This window comes from Nocardioides sp. P4_G10 (assembly GCF_056401175.1).
In genome coordinates, this window is record NZ_JBFUJV010000003.1 from 222,328 (window position 1) to 239,567 (window position 17,240).

Annotated in this window: 19 protein-coding genes; 11 read left to right on the forward strand and 8 right to left on the reverse strand. The window is 71.4% G+C overall.

Annotated features, from left to right (window positions below; all coding sequences use genetic code 11):
• Positions 1 to 3: 3 nt before the first annotated feature.
• Positions 4 to 900: an LCP family protein gene (locus tag AC1DP1_RS06585; protein WP_477506180.1), complete on the reverse strand. Its 897-nt coding sequence runs from the start codon at positions 898 to 900 to the stop codon at positions 4 to 6.
• An 11-nt stretch (positions 901 to 911) separates the two neighbouring features.
• A complete protein-coding gene (locus AC1DP1_RS06590) occupies positions 912 to 1,526 on the reverse strand; it encodes a hypothetical protein (protein ID WP_457187015.1) in 615 nt (204 codons plus the stop codon).
• 192 nt (positions 1,527 to 1,718) lie between these two features.
• On the opposite strand from AC1DP1_RS06590, the gene AC1DP1_RS06595 reads away from it, so the two are divergent.
• The 4 genes from AC1DP1_RS06595 to AC1DP1_RS06610 are packed head-to-tail and all read left to right on the forward strand — an operon-like array spanning position 1,719 to position 6,994.
• Positions 1,719 to 5,579, forward strand: coding sequence for a multifunctional oxoglutarate decarboxylase/oxoglutarate dehydrogenase thiamine pyrophosphate-binding subunit/dihydrolipoyllysine-residue succinyltransferase subunit (locus AC1DP1_RS06595; protein WP_477506181.1), 3,861 nt, complete (start codon positions 1,719 to 1,721; stop codon positions 5,577 to 5,579).
• Positions 5,580 to 5,600: 21 nt separating this feature from the next.
• Positions 5,601 to 5,777, forward strand: coding sequence for a DUF6104 family protein (locus AC1DP1_RS06600; protein WP_168218509.1), 177 nt, complete (start codon positions 5,601 to 5,603; stop codon positions 5,775 to 5,777).
• A 25-nt stretch (positions 5,778 to 5,802) separates the two neighbouring features.
• Positions 5,803 to 6,468, forward strand: a complete 666-nt coding sequence (locus AC1DP1_RS06605; protein ID WP_477506182.1) for a TetR family transcriptional regulator — start codon at positions 5,803 to 5,805, stop codon at positions 6,466 to 6,468.
• Position 6,469: 1 nt separating this feature from the next.
• A complete protein-coding gene (locus AC1DP1_RS06610; protein WP_477506183.1) occupies positions 6,470 to 6,994 on the forward strand; it encodes a nitroreductase family deazaflavin-dependent oxidoreductase in 525 nt (174 codons plus the stop codon).
• Between the two features lie 11 nt (positions 6,995 to 7,005).
• Here the strand turns inward: AC1DP1_RS06610 and AC1DP1_RS06615 are convergent, their stop codons facing one another.
• Both AC1DP1_RS06615 and AC1DP1_RS06620 read right to left on the reverse strand, forming a co-directional pair.
• Positions 7,006 to 7,701 carry an SDR family oxidoreductase gene (locus AC1DP1_RS06615; protein WP_477506184.1) on the reverse strand — a complete coding sequence of 232 codons (696 nt, stop codon included), beginning with the start codon at positions 7,699 to 7,701 and terminating at the stop codon, positions 7,006 to 7,008.
• Positions 7,698 to 8,666, reverse strand: coding sequence for a zinc-binding dehydrogenase (locus tag AC1DP1_RS06620; RefSeq protein ID WP_477506185.1), 969 nt, complete (start codon positions 8,664 to 8,666; stop codon positions 7,698 to 7,700). The genes AC1DP1_RS06615 and AC1DP1_RS06620 overlap by 4 nt, the downstream gene beginning before the upstream one ends.
• Positions 8,667 to 8,736: 70 nt before the next feature.
• Here AC1DP1_RS06620 and AC1DP1_RS06625 point away from each other — a divergent pair, with 70 nt between their 5' ends.
• Both AC1DP1_RS06625 and AC1DP1_RS06630 read left to right on the forward strand, forming a co-directional pair.
• On the forward strand, positions 8,737 to 9,978 hold the full coding sequence (locus AC1DP1_RS06625) for a GNAT family N-acetyltransferase (protein ID WP_477506186.1): 1,242 nt from the start codon (positions 8,737 to 8,739) through the stop codon (positions 9,976 to 9,978).
• Positions 9,979 to 10,052: 74 nt separating this feature from the next.
• Positions 10,053 to 11,264 (forward strand): D-arabinono-1,4-lactone oxidase, encoded by a 1,212-nt coding sequence (locus AC1DP1_RS06630; RefSeq protein ID WP_477506187.1) that lies wholly within the window; start codon positions 10,053 to 10,055, stop codon positions 11,262 to 11,264.
• Positions 11,265 to 11,274: 10 nt separating this feature from the next.
• Here AC1DP1_RS06630 and AC1DP1_RS06635 read toward each other — a convergent pair whose 3' ends face one another.
• Genes AC1DP1_RS06635 through AC1DP1_RS06645 form a run of 3 tightly spaced genes read right to left on the reverse strand, consistent with a single transcriptional unit; the run spans position 11,275 to position 13,802 of the window.
• Positions 11,275 to 12,192 (reverse strand): DUF6910 family protein, encoded by a 918-nt coding sequence (locus AC1DP1_RS06635; protein WP_477506188.1) that lies wholly within the window; start codon positions 12,190 to 12,192, stop codon positions 11,275 to 11,277.
• Positions 12,193 to 12,228: 36 nt separating this feature from the next.
• Positions 12,229 to 13,401, reverse strand: a complete 1,173-nt coding sequence (locus tag AC1DP1_RS06640) for an NAD(P)-dependent malic enzyme (protein ID WP_477506189.1) — start codon at positions 13,399 to 13,401, stop codon at positions 12,229 to 12,231.
• A gap of 20 nt (positions 13,402 to 13,421) precedes the next feature.
• Complete coding sequence (locus AC1DP1_RS06645; RefSeq protein ID WP_477506190.1) at positions 13,422 to 13,802, reverse strand: S24/S26 family peptidase; 381 nt, start codon at positions 13,800 to 13,802, stop codon at positions 13,422 to 13,424.
• 20 nt (positions 13,803 to 13,822) lie between these two features.
• On the opposite strand from AC1DP1_RS06645, the gene sodN reads away from it, so the two are divergent.
• From sodN to AC1DP1_RS06665, 4 genes are all read left to right on the forward strand, one after another.
• Positions 13,823 to 14,254: a superoxide dismutase, Ni gene (gene sodN, locus AC1DP1_RS06650; RefSeq protein WP_457187037.1), complete on the forward strand. Its 432-nt coding sequence runs from the start codon at positions 13,823 to 13,825 to the stop codon at positions 14,252 to 14,254.
• Between the two features lie 169 nt (positions 14,255 to 14,423).
• Positions 14,424 to 15,092 carry a GNAT family N-acetyltransferase gene (locus AC1DP1_RS06655; RefSeq protein WP_477506191.1) on the forward strand — a complete coding sequence of 223 codons (669 nt, stop codon included), beginning with the start codon at positions 14,424 to 14,426 and terminating at the stop codon, positions 15,090 to 15,092.
• 55 nt (positions 15,093 to 15,147) lie between these two features.
• Positions 15,148 to 15,564, forward strand: coding sequence for an ATP-binding protein (locus tag AC1DP1_RS06660; protein ID WP_457187041.1), 417 nt, complete (start codon positions 15,148 to 15,150; stop codon positions 15,562 to 15,564).
• Between the two features lies 1 nt (position 15,565).
• A complete protein-coding gene (locus AC1DP1_RS06665) occupies positions 15,566 to 16,414 on the forward strand; it encodes an RNA polymerase sigma factor SigF (RefSeq protein WP_477506192.1) in 849 nt (282 codons plus the stop codon).
• Between the two features lie 6 nt (positions 16,415 to 16,420).
• Here AC1DP1_RS06665 and AC1DP1_RS06670 read toward each other — a convergent pair whose 3' ends face one another.
• Positions 16,421 to 16,831, reverse strand: coding sequence for a hypothetical protein (locus AC1DP1_RS06670; RefSeq protein ID WP_477506193.1), 411 nt, complete (start codon positions 16,829 to 16,831; stop codon positions 16,421 to 16,423).
• A gap of 156 nt (positions 16,832 to 16,987) precedes the next feature.
• Between AC1DP1_RS06670 and AC1DP1_RS06675 the strand changes: the two genes are divergently transcribed.
• Positions 16,988 to 17,239: a WhiB family transcriptional regulator gene (locus AC1DP1_RS06675; RefSeq protein WP_056601527.1), complete on the forward strand. Its 252-nt coding sequence runs from the start codon at positions 16,988 to 16,990 to the stop codon at positions 17,237 to 17,239.
• Position 17,240: the final 1 nt, after the last annotated feature.

The following is a 17,240-nucleotide window of genomic DNA, read 5'->3' on the forward strand; positions in this document are numbered from 1 at the left end:
CCCTCAGCAGCCGCGCAGGGCGGCGTCCTGCCGGGCCTCGCGCCCCAGGCGCCGCGCCTGCGCGACGTCGGGGAAGACCACGCTGGCGGCACCGACGAAGCCGACCCGGCCACGGACCACGCACGTGGAGATCCTGCGCGGGTCCACCTGGGCGACGGCCTGGGCGATCTCGAAGAGCTCCGCGGGCGAGGCGTTGGTGTCGGTGTGGGCCATCACCGTCATCACGCCGCGCTCGATGAAACCGGGCCGGGCGGCCTGCGAGCGGATCCGGGCGTGGATGCCGCGCAGCGTGCGCTGCTGGTTGGCCGAGCGGTCGAAGTCCCCTCCGACCAGGCCCTTGCGGATCCGGGAGAAGGCCATCGCGTTGTAGCCGTCGAGGTGGATGCGGCCCTGCTTGAACCCCTCCTTCTTCAGGTAGGGGTCCTGGAAGCGGCGTGGGTTGGTGACGGTGATGCCGCCGATGTCGTCGACCATGTCCTCGAAGAACGGGAACCGGGTGACCATGACGTAGTCGGGCTCGATCCCGATCAGGTTGCGCATCGCGCCGGCCATCCCCCGCGGGCCGGCGAAGTAGAGCGCGGAGTTGATCTTCTCCCGGCCGTGACCGGGGATCGCGACCCACGAGTCGCGCGGAACGCCGATGGCGGTGGCCGACCCCGTGCGGGTGTTGATGCCGACCATCTGAAGGGCGTCGCCCCGAGACCGCGTCATCGCCTCACCCGGCCTGGCGTCCGAGCCGACCGCCAGGATCCAGATGACGTCCTGGCCGCCCACGGCGACGCCCTCGGCGTGGCGGATCTTCACCAGGCTGACGTCGGTCGGCTGCACCCCCGACGTGGGTACGACGAACGCGGTGACGGCCAGCACCGCCACGAGGGCGACCGTGCGCACGAGCTTCATGGTCCGCCCCATCACCGGGCTCCCTTCGCGACGTCGTACCCGAAGACGCGCCAGGCGCCCCGCTTGCGGGTGAGGAAGAGCCGCCCCCGCACGGTGGTGGTGCCGGTCTTCTGACCGGTGGTGTCGAACTTCAGGACGAACTGCGCGGTCACGGCCCTCGCCTGCCGGTCGGTGGCGAGGATGTCGAGGGTGACCTTGCGCTGCCGCGCGGTCACCGAGTCGATGCGCGGGCCGGCGGTCTGGTTGGTCAGCAGGGCCTTGTCGGCCCGGGCGCGCTGCTCGGCGGCCGCGGTGAAGCCGGGGAACGCCGCGGGGAAGCTGCTGCGGGGGTAGGTGCCGCCCAGGTAGGCCGCCTCCCACCACCGGTCGACGACGTCGCCGACCTGCCGGCGCACGACCTTGCGCCGGGCGACCGGGAGCCGGCCGTGGACCCGGTGGATCCCGACCTTCGTGGGCGCCGGGTTCGAGGCCAGTGTCGCCTGCGCGTCGGACCGGCTGAGCCGCTCCGGAGCGGCAGACGGCTCGGCGGACGACTGGCAGGCGGAGGTGAGCGGGACGAGCAGCACGAGCGCGAGTCCCACGAGGCGGCGGGCCCGGTGGGCGTGGCCTGGTGAGGGGCGGGGCATGGGAGCTCCAGGCAGGTTTCGAGCGGACGACGGGGGTGAAACCCGAGAATGGCTACTGGGTGACTACGGGTGTGGTCGACACCATGCCTCACCAGGCGAACCCGGCCCTGCATTTGCGTGCGTGTGCGACTAGCCTTGTCGACGACTTGGTCCATACCTCGCGCGATCACATCTGGAAGAGGCGAAACAAGCGTGGCGCAGTCCCCGAACGGGCAGTCCGGCAACCAGTCCTCGGTTGCACCGTCATCTGACCTGGGAGCCAACGAGTGGCTCGTCGAGGAGATGAAGGAGCAGTACGACAAGGATCCCGGGAGCGTGGGTCCGGAGTGGGCGTCCTACTTCGGCAACGGCAGCGCCGCCCCGGTCCAGGCGGCCCCGTCCGCCCCCTCCACGCCCTCCGCGCAGAGCAGCCAGACGCAGACCCGGACCACCACCCAGGCCAGCACCCAGGCGAAGGCGCCGGCGACGTCCCAGGCACCTGCCAAGGCACCCGCGAAGGCCCCCGCCCAGGCCCAGAAGGCTCCTGAGAAGGCTCCTGAGAAGGCCTCTGACAAGGCCCCGGCCAAGCCCGCCACGTCGACGCCGCGCCCGAAGGCCGCGGCCGACGAGCCGGCGAAGGGCTCCAGCACCCCGGTCGCCAAGGACCCCAAGCCCGCCGCGCCCTCCCCCGCCGACGACGAGCCGACCTACACCGTGCTCCGTGGCGCCCCGGCCCGCACCGCCGCCAACATGGACGCGTCGCTGTCGGTCCCGACCGCCACCTCTGTGCGCTCGGTCCCAGTGAAGCTCCTGTGGGACAACCGCACGGTCATCAACAATCACCTCGCCCGCGCTCGCGGCGGCAAGGTGTCGTTCACCCACATCATCGGCTACGCCCTCGTGAAGGCGCTGCGCTCGATGCCGGAGATGAACGTCGGCTTCGAGGTCCGTGACGGCAAGCCCAACCTGATCACGCCGGCCCACATCAACCTCGGCCTCGCGATCGACATGCAGAAGCCCGACGGCACCCGCCAGCTGCTCGTGCCCAACATCAAGGGCGCCGAGGCGATGGACTTCGCGGCCTTCTGGACGGCCTACGAGGAGATGGTGCGCAAGGCCCGCGACGGCAAGCTGACCGTCGCCGACTTCCAGGGCACCACGATGTCCCTGACCAACCCCGGCGGCATCGGCACCGTCCACTCGGTGCCGCGGCTGATGGCCGGTCAGGGCGCGATCATCGGCGTCGGCGCGATGGAGTACCCGCCGGAGTGGCAGGGCGCCTCCGAGGAGGCGATCAACCGCAACGCCATCAGCAAGGCGATGACGCTGACCTCGACCTACGACCACCGCGTCATCCAGGGCGCGCAGTCGGGTGAGTTCCTCAAGCGCGTGCACGGCCTGCTGCTCGGCGAGAACGACTTCTTCGACGAGATCTTCCGCTCGCTGCGGATCCCCTACGAGCCGATCCGCTGGGCCCGCGACGTGGTCGCCAGCCACGACGACGACATCGTCAAGCAGGCGCGGATCCTCGAGCTGATCCACGCCTACCGGGTCCGCGGCCACCTCATGGCCGACACCGACCCGCTGGAGTACCGCCAGCGCAGCCACCCCGACCTCGAGGTGGAGTCGCACGGCCTCACCCTGTGGGACCTCGACCGCGAGTTCGCGACCGGGTCCTTCGGCGGCGAGGGCCGGCGGTTCATGAAGCTGCGCAACATCCTCGGGATCCTGCGCGACTCCTACTGCCGCACCACCGGCATCGAGTACATGCACATCATGGATCCCGACCAGCGCAAGTGGATCCAGGAGCGCGTCGAGCAGCCGCACGTGAAGCCGCCCCGCGAGGAGCAGCTGCGCATCCTGCTCAAGCTCAACCAGGCCGAGGCGTTCGAGACCTTCCTGCAGACCAAGTTCGTCGGGCAGAAGCGCTTCAGCCTCGAGGGCGGCGAGACCACCATCCCGCTGGTCGACGAGATCTGCGAGGCGGCCGCCGAGACCGGGCTCGACGAGGTCTGCATCGGCATGGCCCACCGCGGCCGGCTCAACATGCTCGCCAACATCGTGGGCAAGAAGTACAGCCAGATCTTCCGCGAGTTCGAGGGCAACATCGACCCGCGCACGGTCCAGGGCTCCGGTGACGTGAAATACCACCTCGGCGCCGAGGGCGAGTTCGTCGCCGGCTCCGGCGACAAGATCAAGGTGTCCGTCGCGGCGAACCCCTCGCACCTCGAGGCGGTCAACCCGGTCCTGGAGGGCATCGCCCGCGCCAAGCAGGACCTCCTCGACCAGGGCGAGAAGTTCCCGGTCCTCCCCCTGCTGGTCCACGGCGACGCCGCGTTCGCCGGCCAGGGCGTCGTGGCCGAGACGCTCAACCTGTCGCAGCTGCGCGGCTACCGCACCGGCGGCACCGTCCACGTGGTGATCAACAACCAGGTCGGGTTCACCACCGCGCCCGGCTCCTCGCGCTCCTCGCTCTACGCCACCGACGTGGCGCGGATGGTGCAGGCGCCGATCTTCCACGTCAACGGCGACGACCCGGAGGCGTGCATCCGCGTCGCCCGGCTCGCCTTCGACTACCGCCAGGCGTTCAACAAGGACGTCGTCATCGACCTCGTCTGCTACCGCCGTCGCGGCCACAACGAGGGCGACGACCCGTCCTACACGCAGCCGCTGATGTACGACCTCATCGAGCAGAAGCGGTCGGTGCGCAAGCTCTACACCGAGTCGCTCATCGGTCGTGGCGACATCACGATCGAGGAGGCCGAGCAGGTCCTCAAGGACTACCAGCAGCAGCTGGAGCGGGTCTTCACCGAGGTGCGCGAGGCGAGCTCCGAGGCGCCCACCGAGTGGACGACCGTCCCGGACTACCCGGACAAGCCGGCCGGCGACTTCTCCACGGCCGTCACGCCCGAGGTGCTCAAGCGGATCGCCGACAGCTACGTCACCCCGCCGGAGAACTTCACCGTGCACCCCAAGGTGATGCCGCAGCTGCAGCGCCGCTCGGCAGCGATCACCGACGGACCGATCGACTGGGGCACCGGCGAGATCCTCGCCTTCGGCTCCCTGCTGATGGACGGTCGCCCGGTGCGGCTTGCCGGCCAGGACTCGCGCCGCGGCACGTTCGTCTCGCGGTTCGCCACGATCATCGACCGGGTCAACGCCGACGAGTGGACGCCGCTGACCAACCTCACCGAGGACCAGGCGAAGTTCCACGTCTACGACTCGCTGCTGTCGGAGTACGCCGCCCTCGGCTTCGAGTACGGCTACTCCGTGGCGCGGCCCGAGGCGCTGGTCCTGTGGGAGGCGCAGTTCGGCGACTTCGTCAACGGCGCGCAGACCGTCATCGACGAGTTCATCTCCGCCGGTGAGACCAAGTGGCGCCAGCAGTCGGGCGTGGTCCTGCTGCTCCCCCACGGCTACGAGGGACAGGGTCCCGACCACTCGTCGGCGCGCATCGAGCGCTTCCTGACGATGTCGGCCGAGGACGCGATGGTCGTCGCCCAGCCCTCGACGCCCGCGTCGTACTTCCACCTCCTCCGCCGGCACTCGCTCGGAGAGGAGCACCGCCCCCTGATCGTCTTCACCCCGAAGTCGATGCTCAAGCGCAAGGAGGCGGCGTCGCAGCCCGCCGACTTCACCGGGGACACCACCTTCCGCGCGTTCATCGGCGACGACAACGCTGACCGCGACAAGGTCGAGACGCTCATCCTGTGCTCGGGCCGGGTGACGTGGGACCTCATGGTCGACCGCGGCAAGCGCGACAACGGCGACGCGTTCGCCATCGCTCGCTTGGAGCGGCTCTACCCGAACCCCGTCGAGGAGATCAAGGCCGAGGTGGCGAAGTACCCCAACCTCAAGGCGATCCGGTGGGTGCAGGACGAGCCGCGCAACATGGGCCCGTGGCCGCACTACCAGCTCAACGTGTGGCCCCAGCTCGACATGACCGTCGAGCCCGTCACCCGCCCGTCGTCCGCGTCGCCGTCCGTCGGCACGGTCAAGCGCCACGTCGAGGAGCAGAAGACGCTGCTCGACGCGGCCTTCGAGTCGCCGCGCGCGGCCGGCCACGACTACTGAGCCGGAGCCTGGGGAACAGCGGTGTACTTCACCGATCGCGGGATCGAGGAGCTCGAGAGGCGCCGGGGTGATGAAGAGGTCACCCTGGCGTGGCTCGCCGAGCAGCTGCAGGCGTTCGTCGACGCGCACCCCGACTTCGAGGTGCCGATCGAGCGGCTGGCCACCTGGCTGGCCCGGCTCGACGACCCCGAGGACTAGGCCCCGCGTGTCCTAGGCTCGCGTCATGACGTCCGAGCCCGAGCTCCTGTCCGGCGAGCAGCCGTCCAGGGGCGCGGGAGAGACCCGGGCCGAGCGCAAGGAACGCACCCGGCGGGCCATCCTCGACGCGGGACTCACCCTCTCGGCCGACTCCAACCTGTCGGCCATCTCGCTCCGGCAGGTGGCCAAGCAGGTCGGGGTGGTCCCCACGGCGTTCTACCGTCACTTCGACTCGCTGGAGCTGCTCGGGCTCGCGCTGGTCGACGAGAGCTTCCGCTCCCTCCGGTCGATGCTGACGGACGTGTGGCGCCACGCCCCGGAGTTCCGCGACTTCATCGACGGGTCACTGCCGATCGTCGCCGAGCACGTCCGGGAGAACCGGGCGCACTACGCCTTCATCGCCCGGGAGCGGGTCGCCGGTCCGCCGCGGGTGCGGGAGGCGATCGGCCGCGAGATCGAGCTGATCACCCGCGAGCTCGCCTCCGACATCGCCCGCAGCGGCGCCGCCGAGCACTACTCCAGCGCCGACATCGGGCTGCTGGCCGACCTGATCGTGTCCTTCGTGGTCACGATGGCCGAGCGGCTGGTCGACGACCCCGACTCCGAGGAACGCACCCTCGCCCAGGCCCGCACCCAGCTGCGGATGCTGCTCGTGGGCGCGCTCGGCTGGCGCTCGCGAGAGGGCACCTGAGGTGGGCCGCGACCTGGCCGCCGACCTCGGCTACTCGCACGCCACGGGCAACCCGCTGCACCGGGCGGTGCGCTGGGGCGCCGGCACCCGTGCCGGCGGCTGGGTGTTCTCCCACGTCCTGCGCCACCTCGACGATGCCGTCGGTCGGCTCACCAGGGGACGACGCAGCGCACCGGGCCTGCTGGCCGGCCTGGAGGTCCTCGACGTGACGACGACCGGGCGCAGGTCGGGACAGCGCCGCACCAGCCACCTCATCGCGGCGCCGTACGACGGCACGCTCGCGCTCCTCGGCACCAACTTCGGCCAGGCCGCGACGCCTGCGTGGGCGCTCAACCTCGAGGCCGAGCCGCGAGCGACGCTCACCTACCGCGGCGTCACGCGCGAGGTGGTCGCCCGGGCCGCGACGCCCGCCGAGGCCGAGGAGGTCTACGCGCTGGCGGCACGCTTCTACCCGGGCTACGCCCGTTATCGACAGCGCGTCGGTGAGCGCCGGCGGATCCGGGTCTTCGTCCTGCAGCCGGCCTGACCCCGATCGGATCAGGCACGCGGCACGACCGGGCGGACCGTCACGTCGGGGATCGTGGCGTCGGCCGGCAGGTCGACGACGTGGAGGATCGTGTCGACGACCGTCTCGGGGCTGATCCAGCGCGAGGCGTCGTAGGTGCGCCCCTCCTGCTCGTGGACCTTCTCCTGCATCGGCGTGGCGGTGCGGCTCGGGTAGACGGTGCTGACGCGCACCCCGTTCTCGACCTCCTCGGCCCGCAGCGCGTCGGCGAACGCGCGCAGGCCGAACTTCGAGGCGGCGTACGCCGACCACTCGGGGCCGGCCGCCAGCCCTGCGGAGGAGTTGACGAAGACGAACGTGCCGCGGGCGGCGCGCACGTGCGGCAGCAGCTCACGGGTCAGGACCGCCGGCGCCGTGAGGTTCACCGTCACCTGCTCCTCCCACTCGGCGAGCCGCAGCCGCTCCACCGGCGCCAGGTCGACCACGCCGGCGACGTGCAGGACGGAGTCGACGGGCCCGTCGACCTGCCGCCCCACGCCGTTGAGGGTGCCCGGGTCGGCCAGGTCGGCGACCAGGAGCTGGGCGTGCGGGAACGTCCGGGCGAGCTCCGCCGCGCGGGCGTCGCTGCGGGCGAGCAGGACGAGGCGGTCACCCCGCTCGGCCAGGCGGCGGGCCAGCGCGAGCCCGATGCCCGACCCGGCCCCGGTGAGGACGTGCGTGCGGGTCATCGGGTGAAGACGACCTTGCCGAAGACGTCGCCCTCCGCCATCGCGGCGAAGCCGTCACGGGCCTCCTCCATCGGGATGGCCCGGTCGACGAGCGGCCGGGCGCCGGTGGCGTCGAGGAACTTCACCAGCAGGTCGAGCTCGCCGCGGGTGCCCATGGTGGAGCCGATGATCGAGAGCTGCTTGAAGAACACGTGCGTCAGGCCGGGGTCGCCGACGTCGGGGCCAGAGGTGGTGCCGCTGATGACGATCCGGCCGCCCGGGCGCAGCGAGCGGATGGAGTGGATCCAGGTGGCCTTGCCGACCGTCTCCATGACCGCGTCGACCTTCACGGGGAGCCGCTCGCCGGACTCGAACACCTCGTGGGCGCCGAGCTCACGGGCCCTCGCACGCTTGGCCTCGTCGCGGCTGGTGGCGAGGATCGTCAGGCCCGCCGCGCGCCCCAGGGTGATGAGCGCGGTGGCGACGCCACCGCCGGCGCCCTGGACGAGCACCGTCTCGCCGGGCTTGCAGCCGCCCTGCACGAAGAGCATCCGGTAGGCCGTCAGCCACGCGGTGGGCAGGCAGGCCGCCTCCTCGAAGGAGAGCGAGCCGGGCTTGGGGACGAGGTTGCGCCGCGGCACGACGACCTGGTCGGCGAAGGTGCCCTGGTGGCGCTCGGAGAGCAGCGACCGGCCCGGGTCGTCGGCTTCGTCACCCGTCCACCGGGGGTCACCGATGACGCCGTGGACGACGACCTCGTTGCCGTCCTCGTCGACGCCCGCGGCGTCGCAGCCGAGGATCATCGGCAGCGACTCCTCGCGCAGGCCCACCCCGCGCAGCGACCACAGGTCGTGGTGGTTGAGGCTGGCGGCCTTCACCGTCACCGTCGCCCACCCGTCGGGGGCCTCGGGAACCGGTCGCTCCCCCACCACCAGGCCGCTCAGCGGGTCGTCGGGAGAGAAGGACTCGGCGTAGACGGCGAACATTCCTCGACCCTAGCGAGTGGCTCGCCTTATCCGGTTGCGGGTCCTCGCGCCGACAGGTTGGGTTGAGACGGTGAGCATCGACGTACGTCCCTCGGAGGACCCCGCGAAGTACCTGGCCACCGACCAGCTCGTCTGGTTCGGCGAGGTCACCGACGACGACGCCGACCACCTGCGGCTCGGACTCCCGGATGACCAGCGGTTCGTCGTCGACCTGCCCGACGGTCCCGGCGACCTGCACAGCGGCATCTACGGCGTGCGCCCGATGGAGATGTCGTTGCCCGGCGGCGACGTCGTACCGATCGCGGGCCTGACCTGGGTCGGCGTCCACCCCGACGCCCGCCGCCGTGGCGTGCTGGCAGCGATGATGACCGACCACCTCGCTCGCACCCGCGACGCCGGCACCGCCGTCTCGGCGCTCCATGCGAGCGAGGCCGCGATCTACGGCCGCTTCGGCTACGGCAACGCGGTGATCACGCACCAGGTCTCGCTGGGACGCGGGACGACGTTCACCGCCCCGCACCTCGAGGACGAGGTCGCCGGGATCACCACCCACCTCCTCGACATGGCGGCACCGGGCGTGACCGAGCGGATGCGCGCCTGCCAGCTCGACGCAGCGCCCGACTTCCCCGGCACGATCATCGGCCTGCCCGACTTCTTCAGGCTCATGGCCCACGAGACGCCCGACCAGCTGCGCGACAAGGAGCGCCGCCGCATCATCTTCGCCCGTCGCGACGGCCAGGACATCGGCTTCACCGGCCTGCGGCGCGAGCACAAGTGGAACGACGCCCGCCCGTCCGGCACCGTCGTGGTCGGCACGTTCTGCGGTGGCCCCGCCGCCCGGCTCGCGCTCGCGCGCCGCGTCGTGGACCTCGACCTGATGGGCACGACCAAGCTGGAGAACGTCGGCGTTGACGACCCGGTCCTCGGCTGGGTCGGCGGACCCCGCGGCACCGGCGACCTCAAGACCTGGGACAGCACCTGGGTCCGCCTCGTCGACGTCGAGGCGGCCTGGCCGCTGCGGTCCTACGAGTCCGACTGCGACGTGGTCGTCGAGGTGCAGGACCGCCACGCACCCTGGAACGCCGGGCGCTGGCGCCTCACCGCCTCCTCGGGCTCGGGTGCGGCCTCGCGCACCGACTCCCCCGCCGACGTCACCCTCGACGTGGCCGCCCTCGGTGCCGGCTTCCTCGGCCACGGCATCGGCGGGCTGCTCCGTGCGGGTCTCGTGCAGGAGCACCGCCTCGACGCGTACGCCGAGCTGGCGCGCGCGATGCGCACTGCCGTCGCGCCGGAGCCGTCGATCGGTTTCTGACCTCCGCCGGTCCAGCACTGGCGGCCAGGGGTCCACCGTTGACGGCAGGTCCGCCGCTGGTCAGGCTGACCCGCATGACCTGGACCAACTGGGTGGGCAACCAGTCCTTCGCACCCGCGGCGACCGCCGCTCCGCGCGACGAGGACGAGGTCGCCGCCCTCGTGCGGCAGGCCGCCGAGCGCGGCCAGCGTGTCCGCGTCTCGGGCGCCGGGCACTCCTTCACGCCGGTGGTCCGGACCGACGGCCTGCTGCTCGACCTCTCGGCACTGCGCGGCGTCGTCGGCACCGACGTAGCGGCGAAGCGCGCGACAGCGCTCCCCGGCACGTTGATCCGCGACTTCTACGAACCGCTGTGGGACGTCGGGCTGGCGCTGCGCAACCAGGGCGACATCGACACCCAGCAGATCGCCGGTGCGGTGGCGACCGGGACGCACGGCTCCGGCACGCGCTACACCAGCCTGTCCGGCGTCGTGCGCGGCGTACGCCTCGTGACGGCGACCGGTGACGTGCGCGAGATCGGCGAGGCGGACCTCGACCTGCTGCACGCGGCCCAGGTCTCCGTCGGCATGCTCGGGGTCGTGACCCAGCTCGAGCTCGAGGTCACCGACGCCTACCGGTTGCGTGAGCACGTCAGCCTCCGGACCTGGGACGACGTGATGGAGCACTGGGACCAGCTGGTCGACGAGCACCGCCACTTCGGGATGTTCTGGCTGCCGACCGAGGAGTCGGGCGCGCTCTACAACCTCGACGGCCACGGCGAGCCCCTGGCCGACCAGTGCTACGTCAAGGTCTACGACGAGGTCGGCCCCGACGTGCCGGACGACGACACCGTGGGCCGCCGCGTCGACCGGTGCTACCGGATCTTCCCGATGGTCTACGACCCCAACTTCCACGAGCTGGAGTACTTCGTCGCCCTCGACCGCGCTCCCGAGGCGCTCCACGCGATGCGCGAGCTGATGCAGCGCAGCCTCCCCGACTCCGTCTACCCGCTCGAGGTGCGCACGGTCGGGGCGGACGAGGCCTTCCTGTCCCCGCAGTTCCGGACGCCCACGGTCGTCATCTCCGTCTCCGGCACGCCGGGCACCGACTACTGGGCCTACCTGCGCTCGGTCGACGCCCTCCTCGCCGGGTTCGGCGCCCGCGTCCACTGGGGCAAGCTGCACTTCATGACGCCCGAGCGGCTCCGCGAGCTCTACCCGCGGGCCGACGACTTCGTCGCGCTCCGCCGCGAGCTCGACCCGCAGGGCATGTTCCTCAACGACCACCTGCGGCCGTTGTTCGAGTAGGCCGCAGCCGTCAGAGTCGTACGTGGAGGGTGGCCGCCCAGGACGCCGCGTCGGGGTCGTCGACGTCGGTGACGGCGTACAACGTCGCCGCTGTCTCGTCGGCGTCCAGCACCATGAGCCCCTCGACCTTGAGCACCCGGCCCGCGTGGTCAGGCAGGGGCACGACCTCGACGACTTCGTTGCCGCGGATGCGCGCGAGAGCCGTCGCCGTCACCGTCCCGTCGTCGCGCGGGTTGGGGCTGTCCTCCGCCGCGGCGCACGCGAGGAGGTCGCCGCCCGGGAGCGCGACGACGTCGGTGATCGCCAGACCGACGCCGTCCGCGGACCCGAGGTCATAGGTCGTCGGCGCGTCGACCTGCAACGTCGATGCCTGACGGCCTGCGGCGGCCGCCACAGCTGCGTCGAGGTCGAGGTCGACGCTCCCGCTCGGCAGGCCGGACGAGGGCAGGCCACGGTGGAACCACCGCAGGCTGCGGCCGACGACGCAGGCGCCCTCCAGGTTGAGGTCGTCCGGGTCGAGGTCGAGCGCCCTGGCGACGTCGGCGTACAGCTCAGGCATGCCGGTGTGCGTGACGTCAGGCACGCCGTCCACCACACGAAGCAGGCACCACGTCATCCGCCTCGGCGACGAGCCCGAGCCCATCAGCAGCACGGCCTCCTCGCCGTCGACCTCGACGCGGCAGGCCGTCTCGAGGTCGGGCTTGAGGACCTTGGTGCCCGACTCCTCGTCGAACACCTCGTGCCCCTCGACGGGCGGGAGGAGTCGCATGCGGGTGGGCTCCGCGTCCGGGCGGAACCACGCCGCGTGCGTCGCGTCGTCCGACACCACGAGGCGTCCGTCGCCGAAGCGGACGACCGCGGACGCTGCCCGCACGGGACTCCCGTCACCGAACCGGAGCAGCTCCGCCCCGGACACCTCGACGTGCATGACGCGATGCTGCCAGACCCGGCGCGCCGTTGGCGATCAGCGGCGGGCGACCCCGTCGCGCCGGGCAGCGTCGGCGACGGCCTCCCGCACCGCGCCCGGGACCCGAGGGTCGAAGGGCGACGGGATGACCAGGTCCTCGCGCAGGTCGTCACCGACGAGCTCGGCGAGGGCGGTGGCCGCAGCGACCTTCATCCCCTCCGTGATCGCGGTGGCGTGCACGTCGAAGGCCCCGCGGAAGATGCCGGGGAAGGCGAGGACGTTGTTGATCTGGTTGGGGAAGTCCGAGCGGCCGGTGGCGACGACCCGGGCGTACTTGTGCGCCAGGTCCGGGTGCACCTCGGGCGTCGGGTTGGCCAGGCCGAAGATGATCGCGTCGTCGGCCATCGAGGCCACGATCTCCTCGGGCACCTGGCCGCCGGAGACGCCGATGTAGACATCGGCGCCGGCCATCACGTCGGCCAGCGTGCCGCGGCGGCCGAAGTGGTCGGCGGTGTCACGGGCCAGCGCGGCCTTGACCTCGGTCAGGTCCGACCGCGACGAGCTGAGCACGCCCTGCCGGTCGAGGACCGCGATGTCCTTGACGCCCGCCTCGAGCAGGATGCGCGCCACGGCGACGCCGGCAGCACCGGCGCCCTGCACCACCACACGGACCGTCGCGGCGTCACGGCCGGTGAGCCGGAGCGCGTTGGTCAGGGCGGCGAGGGCGACGACGGCGGTGCCGTGCTGGTCGTCGTGGAAGACCGGGATGTCGAGCCGCTCCTTGAGCCGCGCCTCGATCTCGAAGCAGCGCGGCGCGGAGATGTCCTCGAGGTTGATCCCGCCGAAGCTCGGCGCCAGCCGGACGACGGTCTCGATGATCTCCTCGACGTCGGTGGTGTCGAGGCAGATCGGCACGGCGTCGACGCCACCGAACTGCTTGAACAGCACCGCCTTGCCCTCCATCACCGGCATCGCGGCCGCCGGGCCGATGTCACCGAGGCCCAGGACCGCTGTGCCGTCGGTGACGACGGCGACCGTGTTGGGCACCCACGTGTAGTGCTGGGTCAGCGACGGGTCGGCGGCGATGGCCTCGCACACCCGCGCCACACCGGGGGTGTAGGCGAGGGACAGCTCGTCGGGGCCGGTCAGGGCGACCGTCGAGTGGATCTCCATCTTGCCGCCGACGTGCAGGTCGAACACCGGGTCGCCGGCGTGCGGGTGCGAAACCATGCCGGCGATACTCGCACAGCTCAGCGGCCCCGGAGCCTGCGTCCCACACGTGGGGAAGGCCACACCCGCAGGCGGACGACGGCCAGCACGTCGGCCTCTGGGACGGGTCCGCGGTGACGCGAGTCGACCCCCTCGTCGGGGTTGTCGCTCAGCAACCACCAGCCGGCTGCGCCGGAGCGCGTACGACGTTCCTCGACCGCGCGCTTGACGGCCACCGTGCCGTCGGCGAAGCGGGCGACGACGAGGTCACCCGGCCGGGGCGGGGCGCCGTAGCGGACGAGCAGCAGGTCGCCCTCTCGCAGCGTCGGGAGCATCGACCGGCCCCGGACCAGGGCCGTCCCGAACGGCGGCCCGGAGCGCCCACCCCGGGGGGCGGGACCCCGCTGCCGACGCCGCTTCACGCGGAGTAGTGTCGCAGCAGATGCACATCTTCCCGATCGAGAGGAACCCGATGCTCCGCCAGCTGCTCGCCCCCACCGTCGAGGTCTCCGCCCACTGCGACCTGCCGTGTGGCGTCTACGACCCCGCCCAGGCCCGCATCGAGGCCGAGTCGATCAAGGCGATCATCGCCAAGGTCGCGGACAACGACGACCCCGACTTCCGCACGCGCGCCATCCTGATCAAGGAGCAGCGCTCGGAGCTCGTCAAGCACCACCTGTGGGTGCTGTGGACCGACTACTTCAAGCCCCCGCACTTCGAGAAGTACCCGCAGCTGCACACCCTGGTCAACGAGGCCACCAAGCTGGCCGGCGCCTCCGGCACCAAGGGTGAGCTCGACGCCGGCAAGGCCGACGAGCTGCTCGCCAAGATCGACGAGATCGCGGAGATCTTCTGGGAGACGAAGAAGGCCTGAGCGAAGCGAAGGCCTTCGAGTCATGAAGCGCGACCGAGCCTGCGAGGTCGCGACCGCTAAGAAGGCCTGACACTCCCGGACGCCGCACCGACCCTCCGGGTCGGTGCGGCGTTCGTGCGTCCCGCTCCCCCGCGCTGGCTAGGCTCCGGGCCAGCGGACGGGAGGGCCGATGATCGAGCAGGTCACGCTGCGTGACGGCACGGACGCCTTCGTCGTGCCCCTGGAGCGCACCGACCGGGCAGCGCTCGTGGCGGAGTTCGAGACCCTCTCCCCCGAGTCCCAGCGCCGACGCTTCCTCGCGCCGGTCAGGCACCTCAGCGACGCGATGCTGGACCACCTCGTCGACGACGTCGACGGCGTCGACCACATCGCCCTCGTGCTGTGCGCCGAGACGAGCGCCGACGTCTACGACCCCGTCGCCCTGGCCCGGATGGTGCGCTACGCAGATGTCACCGATGCCGCCGACCTCGCCGTCACCGTCAAGGACGAGTGGCAGGGCCGCGGGGTGGCCACCGTCCTGCTCGAGGTGCTGATGCGCCGGCGACCTGCGGGCGTGGACCGCATCGTCACCGAGGTGCTGCAGGACAACCCCGCGTCCCTGGGGATGCTCCGCCGCCTGGGCGCGGTGTCCCTCGAGGACGAGGGCAACGGGGTGTACGGCGTCGTGGTCGAGCTCGAGCACCTCGTCCCGGCCGCGACGCCGGACGTGACGCGGGCCGCCGCCCCGTCGCCGGTGCCCGCGGGACGGGGCGACAGCAGGCCGAGGCCGCTGCTGCACGACCCGCGCCACCGCCACGACCTGCACACACGCGACCAGCTGTGTCCGTGGTTCAGCTGATCGAGACCGTTAGTGTGTGCGGAGCATCGGCCTCGAGGACGGGACATTGACCCAGATGGCAGACAACACGGGGGCATCTCGCGCCGACGTCGAGCTCCGGCTCCCAGCCGAGGGGGCCTACGCGACGATCGTCCGCACCACGGCCGCCGGGCTCGCGGCCCGGCTCGACTTCACGATCGACGACATCGAGGACCTCCGCATCGCCATCGGCGAGGCGAGCGCGCTCGTGATCCCCGAGGCCGACCCGGGCGTCGACCTCGTGGCGAGCTTCTGGTTCGGCCGCGGCTCGATGACCGTCGAGCTGCAGGCCGAGGCGATCGACGACCCCCCGCTCGACACCGAGAGCTTCGCCTGGCAGGTGCTCGACACGATGGCGCAGGACGCGTCGGCAGGATCCGATGACGGGCGCTTCCACGTCCGCTTCACGGTGACGTCGGCGGTCGCTGCGGGAATGACAGGTGCCGAGCTCTGACATGAGCGCAGTCACGGGGGACACGGGGGACGACACGGCAGCCGACGCTGCCCTCGACCGTGGGATCGACGACGACGTCGTGCCCAGCGGTCTCGAGCACGTCCGCGCGCGCAGCGCAGAGCTGTTCAGCGTGCTGCGCGACGACGAGGCGAGCAGCGCCGTGCGCTCGGTGGCGCGCGACGACCTGGTGCACCTCCACCTGTCGCTGGTGGAGCACTGCGCCCGACGCTTCCGCAACCGCGGGGAGCCGTTCGAGGACCTCGTGCAGGTCGGCACGATCGGCCTGATCAAGGCGGTCGACCGGTTCGAGACCGATCGCGGCGTGGAGTTCTCCACCTATGCAACGCCGACGGTGATCGGCGAGATCAAGCGTCACTTCCGCGACAAGGGCTGGGCGATCCGGGTGCCGCGCCGCCTCCAGGAGCTGCGGATGCAGATCGGGAGCGCCACCGGCGAGCTCACCCAGAAGCTCGGCCGCTCCCCCACGCCGCGCGAGCTGGCCGAGGTCATCGGCTGCACCGTGGAGGAGATCGTGGAGGGCATCGAGTCCTCCCACGCCTACGCGACGCTCTCCCTCGACGCCACCGACGACAACGACGACGGCCCGCCTGCCATGCTCGCCACGCTCGGCGTCGAGGACGCCAACATCGAGCACGTCGAGGTCCGCGAGTCGATCAAGCCGCTGCTCGAGGGGCTCGGTGAGCGCGAGAAGCGGATCCTGCTGCTGCGCTTCTTCAAGAACATGACGCAGTCGCAGATCGCCGAGGAGATCGGCGTCTCGCAGATGCACGTCTCGCGCCTCCTGACGCGCACCCTCGCCCAGCTGCGTACGTCGCTCGAGGCCGACTAGCCGCACCTAGGCCGCGTCCTCCTCCAGCACCTGGGTGGTCGCCGGGTGCAGCAGCCCGGCGATCACCACCACGCCCGCCACCGCCAGCCCGATCGCCAGCAGCGTGGTCGGGGCGTCGCGGAAGTTCCACGCCAGTCCCAGCTGGATCAGCTGGGCCATCACGACCGGCCCGCGGGCCCATCGACGGGTCTTCCACAGCGACCAGGCGCACCACGCCAGCCCGGCCGCGGCGGCGAGGAAGAACACCGTCGTCGTGACGCCCATGGTGAGCCGGACCGAGCGGAGGTTCGCCAGCTCGAGGACGGCGAGCACGACGAGCACCAACGCCTCGAGGGCCACGAGAGCGGCGGCCACCTGGAGCGGGGGTGGGGCGACAGGGTCGGGACCAGGGGTATCAGCCTTCGGCGTAACGGGCACTGCACAACAGTAGTTGTGACGGACACGACCAGCGTTGGGGGTTGTGTGAACGTTCAAAGATTGCAAGTCTGGTCGCTGCGCTTTCTGGCGCCCGGGCCCAGCTGAACGTCCGTAAACAGCAACCCGACGTGATGTGAAAGAGGGAATCCCCCACCCATGGATTGGCGCAGCCGCTCCGCATGCCTCGACGAGGACCCTGAGCTGTTCTTCCCGATCGGCAACACCGGTCCCGCGATCCTCCAGATCGAGGAGGCCAAGCAGGTCTGCCGTCGCTGTGAGGTACGTGAGCAGTGTCTTGCCTGGGCCCTTGAGGCCGGCCAGGACCACGGAGTGTGGGGCGGCCTCAGCGAGGACGAGCGCCGCGCGCTCAAGCGCCGCAACGCCCGCGCGCGCATCCGCACCGCCTGAC